We start from the raw sequence: 5,182 nt of genomic DNA on the forward strand, positions 1-5,182 counted from the left end.
GCCACCACTGCCGCCGGCGCCGACCCGCCCACGCAGCCGACGCAGTCCGGCGGCAACGGAGGCGTCGGCGCCGGCGGCAGTGGTGGCAGCGGTGGCGGCGAAGTCCCCGTCGGATACACGCCCTCCCCCGAGCCGTCCTCCACGGGCACGCAGCAGTCCTGACCGGGCACGCAGCAGTCCTGACCGGACACCAGAGTTCAACCGGACACCAGCGGTCCTGTCAGTCCTGACCGCGCGCCGCGCCGAGCCGCCCCGATGGACACCAGCGGTCTCAGCCGGACACCAGCAGTTCAGCCGGACACCAGCAGTTCAACCGGACACCAGCAGTCTCAGCCGGACACCAAGCCGTCCTCGGAGGACGCACTGCGATGAACACCCGCACCGCCAGGGGCCGGTCGGACCGCCCCGGGAACCGTCACGCCCAGAACCGCCGCGGCAGACGCCGGGCCAAGCCGCCCACGAGCCCCCGGCGCCGTCGGCTGCCCATGCGCTACCTGCTGCCCTCGCTGCTGCTCGTCGCGCTGCTCGCGATGCTGATGCTGCGCGGGTACGTGCACAGCGAGATCCTCGCCGACCACCGCGTCAGACCGCCCGCACCGACCGACCACGTGCCGCGGAAGATCCTCGACGGCGGCCCGGTCATCGACACGCGCAACGGGCGCGAGACCACGCTGAGCGTGCCCGACCACCGGCTCGTGCTGACCTTCGACGACGGCCCGGACCCGGAGTGGACCCCCAAGATCCTCGACGTCCTCAAGGAACACGACGCCCACGGCGTCTTCTTCGTCACCGGCACCATGGCCTCGCGCCATCCCGACCTGGTCCGGCGCATGGTGGACGAGGGGCACGAGGTCGGCCTGCACACCTTCAACCACCCCGACCTCTCCTACCAGTCCGCGAGCCGCATCGACTGGGAGCTCTCGCAGAACCAGCTCGCCCTCGCCGGCGCGGCAGGCATCCGGACCTCGATCTTCCGTCCGCCGTACTCGTCGTTCGCCGACGCCATGGACGACAGGTCGTACCCCGTGACGAAGGCCATCGGCAGCCGCGGCTACCTCACCGTCGTCAACAACACCGACAGCGAGGACTGGAAGCGTCCCGGCGTCGACGAGATCATCCGCCGGGCCACGCCCCGCGGCGGCAAGGGCGCCATCGTCCTCATGCACGACTCCGGCGGCGACCGCTCCCAGACCGTCGCCGCGCTCGACCGCTTCCTGCCCGATCTGCGGAAGCGGGGCTACGAATTCGGGAACCTCACCGAGGCGCTGAACGCACCCAGCGCGCACACCGAGGTCACCGGCGTCGAACTGTGGAAGGGCGAGGCCTGGGTCTTCCTGGTCGGCGCCTCCGAGCACATCACCGACGGCCTCGTCGTCGCCCTCGCCGTCATCGGCGTCCTCGTCTTCGTCCGGTTCGGCCTGATGCTGCTGCTCTCCGCGGCGCACGCGCGCAAGGCGCGGCGACGGGACTTCCGCCGGGGCCTGCCGATCACCGAGCCCGTCTCCGTCCTGGTCCCGGCGTACAACGAGGCCAAGTGCATCGAGGCGACGGTCCGTTCCCTGATGGCGAGCGACCACCCCATCGAGGTCGTCGTCATCGACGACGGCTCGTCGGACGGCACGGCCCGCATCGTGGAGGACCTGTGCCTGCCGAACGTACGCGTGGTGCGCCAGCAGAACGCGGGCAAACCCGCCGCCCTCAACCGAGGCGTGGCCAACGCCCGCTTCGACATCATCGTGATGATGGACGGCGACACCGTCTTCGAGGCGTCCACCGTCCGCGAACTCGTGCAGCCCTTCGGCGACGGCCGCGTGGGCGCCGTCGCGGGCAACGCGAAGGTCGGCAACAGGGATTCACTGATCGGCGCCTGGCAGCACATCGAGTACGTGATGGGCTTCAACCTCGACCGCCGGATGTACGAAGTGCTGCGCTGCATGCCGACCATCCCGGGCGCGGTCGGCGCGTTCCGGCGCTCCGCCCTGGAGCGGGTCGGCGGCATGAGCGACGACACGCTCGCCGAGGACACGGACATCACGATGGCGCTGCACCGTGACGGCTGGCGGGTCGTGTACGCGGAGAAGGCGCGCGCCTGGACCGAGGCCCCGGAGTCGGTCCAGCAACTCTGGTCCCAGCGCTACCGCTGGTCGTACGGCACGATGCAGGCGATCTGGAAGCACCGCCGCGCGGTCGTCGAGAGCGGCCCCTCGGGCCGCTTCGGCCGGGTCGGGCTCCCGCTGGTCTCGCTGTTCATGGTGCTCGCCCCGCTGCTGGCCCCCCTCATCGACGTGTTCCTCCTCTACGGCCTGGTCTTCGGCCCCACCCAGCGGACCGTCGCCGCGTGGCTGGGCGTGCTCGCGGTGCAGGCGGTCTGCGCGGCGTACGCCTTTCACCTGGACCGCGAGCGGATGACCCACCTGATCTCGCTGCCCCTCCAGCAGATCCTCTACCGGCAGTTGATGTACGTCGTGCTGCTGCAGTCCTGGATAACCGCCCTCACCGGAGGCCGTCTGCGCTGGCAGAAGCTGCGGCGCACGGGAGTGGTGGGGGCGCCCGGCGCCATTCCGCGACAGCGGACGGGCAGCCATGATCGGAGGCCCGTCGCATGAGTCGCCACGTGTCGGCAGCGTCCACTGACGCCCCGGCCACCGGGGCCCCAGCCACCGGGGCCCCGGCCCCCGACGCCCCGGCCACCACCCCGATGAAGCCGGGCCGTGACCGCTACCTGGACCTCCTGCGCTCGCTCGCGCTCGTCCGCGTCGTCGTCTACCACCTGTTCGGCTGGGGGTGGCTGACGATCGCGTTCCCCTCGATGGGCGTGATGTTCGCGCTCGCGGGTTCGCTGATGGCGCGCTCGCTGAAGCGCCCCGCGGGGGGCGTGATCAGGGGCCGCATGCGCCGGCTCCTCCCACCCATGTGGGTGTTCGGCGCGGCGGCGCTCTTCCTGCTCTTCGCGGGCGGCTGGGACGTCTCCGAGGACCCCGACCACGGGGGCACGTGGGGCCTGGTGTCGATGCTCAACTACGTGTTCCCGGTGGGCGCCCCGCCGTTCCCGTGGAACCTGGGCGACAAGGCGGGCCTCCTGGAGGACACCTGGCCCGTGCAGGCGGTGGGCCCGCTCTGGTACATCCGCGCGTACCTGTGGTTCGTCATCGCGTCCCCGCTCCTGCTGTGGGCCTTCCGCAAGACGCCGTGGACGACGCTGTTCGCGCCGCTCGCGCTGACCGCGGTGGTCGGCACGGGCGTCCTCACGATCCCCGGCGAGACGGGCAACACGATCTCGGACTTCGCGGTGTACGGCGGCTGCTGGGTGCTCGGCTTCGCACACCAGGAGGGGCTGCTGGCGCAGGTGCCCCGTTACCTCGCGGTGTCGGTCTCGGCCCTCCTCATGGCGTTCGGCCTGTGGTGGGCCTCGGGCCACCTGGGCCCGGACGGCTGGGACCTGAACGACATCCCGTTGGCACAGGCGACGTGGTCGTTCGGCTTCGTGGTCATCCTGCTCCAGTACGCGCCGTCCTGGCAGGAGCTGCCCGGCAGACTGGCGAAGTGGGACAAGCTGGTCACGCTCTCCAACAACCGCGCGGTCACGATCTACCTGTGGCACAACTTCCTCATCATGGCGACGGTGCCGATCATCGACCTGGCGTACGACCTGCCGTTGATGGCGGACGAGCGCTGGAGCTCGGCGCTCGACACGACGTACATGGTGTGGATGACCGTCCTGGTCTGGCCGCTGATCGGCCTGCTGGTGGTCGCCGTGGGCTGGGTGGAGGACCTGGCGGCGAATCGGCGACCGAGGCTGTGGCCGAACGGGGCGAAGGGGCGGAGGCGAGCGGGGTCTTCACAGTGAGCACGCAATGACGTTGCGCGAACGTTACGTACACCTGTGCGTCCGCAATGGTTTGAAATGCCGCTGTAAATCCAGGCGTTCGACGCGACTGGGGCGGGCGGTCGAGTTCGCCGCAGCGAACGAGGGGCGGGTGCGGGGGGACGCGCGCCGAAGCGGAAAAGTCGGAGCGGCATGCCGGGTGCGCACCAGACGCCTCTTGGGTGTCAATTGCACCGGCAAATACATCGACGGTGGTGAAGCGTAATGATCTCGACGCTGCGTGTAGCCGACTCCTAAGCTGACGGCTCTCCCGCTGTACGTGCCGGACGACCGCATGCCGTGCGGCGGGCCCACCTCTGCCAGGAGCTCCCTTTGCTTTACAGGAAGACCGCGCTGCGCGTCGCCGCGCCCGTCGCCGTACTCGCCCTCGCGCTGACCGCCTGCGGTGGCGGCGACGACAAGAAGTCGGACGACAAGAAGGCGGACGCCCCCAGCTCCCAGAACAAGCCCGCGGAGCCGTCCGTCCTCAAGGCCGGCGAGACCACCACGGGTGAGGTGAAGGAGGACAAGGCCACCGTCACCTACGACGTCGCCGCCGAGAAGATCGACGTCGGTACGGCGGCCGAGACCAAGAAGCTGGTCTCGGACCCGAAGCAGGCGAAGGGCCTGGTCGTCGCGACCGCCCACATGAAGATCACGCACAAGGCCGGCGCCCCGCTCACGGACACGCCGGACGTGGCCGAGACCACGGAGATCTACGCGGACGGCACCCGCGGCGGCCTGCTCATCGGCGCCGCCGAGGACGCGCCTGGCTGCGAGGACGAGCTGGAGCTCGAGGGCTGGAAGAAGGGCGAGACCCACGTCCTCTGCGAGACGTACCTGATCCCCGAGGGCTCGAAGGACCTCGAGGTCCGCTGGTCCGCCAAGGAGGACGGCAAGCAGATCGCTTGGAAGGTCGCCGGGAAGTAGCGCGGACGCGGCGCGCGTACGACTGCCGCGTGCGGCAGGAGTTCGGTCGGCCGGGCATCGCATTCGACTGCGATGCCCGGCCGCGCGTGTGTGCGCCGTCAACGCCGAACGCATTCGGCCCCGGGGCCCGGGCTCAGTACCCGACCGTGAAGCGCGCGCGGTGGTGGGTCGGGGATTCCGCTTCGTCCAGCAGCGCTACCGCCAAGTCCTCCATCGAGAGGGCCGAGTTGCCGTCCGCGTCCATCAGGAGCTCGTCCTTGCCGAGGCGGAACTCGCCCGTGCGCACGCCCGGTTCGAAGAGGGTCGCGCGTGCGGTGCGTGGCTTCCGGGTGGAGCTCGGTGAAGCGTGCGGGGTTCCGGACCACGGCGGTGACCTCGTGGCCGCGG

At 70.5% G+C, this 5,182-nt stretch carries 3 protein-coding genes and 1 pseudogene; 3 read left to right on the top strand and 1 reads right to left on the bottom strand.

From position 1 onward, the window contains the following. The first annotated feature begins 485 nt into the window (after window positions 1–485). The 3 genes from AOK03_RS37200 (at window position 486) to AOK03_RS37210 (ending at window position 4,795) form a co-directional block, all read left to right on the top strand. A complete protein-coding gene (locus tag AOK03_RS37200; protein WP_055569795.1) occupies window positions 486–2,606 on the top strand; it encodes a bifunctional polysaccharide deacetylase/glycosyltransferase family 2 protein in 2,121 nt (706 codons plus the stop codon). After that, on the top strand, window positions 2,603–3,847 hold the full coding sequence (locus AOK03_RS37205) for an acyltransferase family protein (protein WP_055569796.1): 1,245 nt from the start codon (window positions 2,603–2,605) through the stop codon (window positions 3,845–3,847). Before AOK03_RS37200 ends, AOK03_RS37205 begins: the two co-directional genes overlap by 4 nt. A 351-nt stretch (window positions 3,848–4,198) precedes the next feature. Next, on the top strand, window positions 4,199–4,795 hold the full coding sequence (locus AOK03_RS37210; RefSeq protein ID WP_055569797.1) for a hypothetical protein: 597 nt from the start codon (window positions 4,199–4,201) through the stop codon (window positions 4,793–4,795). A gap of 133 nt (window positions 4,796–4,928) precedes the next feature. Here the strand turns inward: AOK03_RS37210 and AOK03_RS44565 are convergent. Beyond that, window positions 4,929–5,182 (bottom strand): annotated as a pseudogene (locus AOK03_RS44565) (hypothetical protein); the annotation flags it as partial.

Origin of the sequence: Streptomyces atriruber, from assembly GCF_001418325.1 — a bacterium.
Lineage (GTDB): Bacteria > Actinomycetota > Actinomycetes > Streptomycetales > Streptomycetaceae > Streptomyces > Streptomyces atriruber.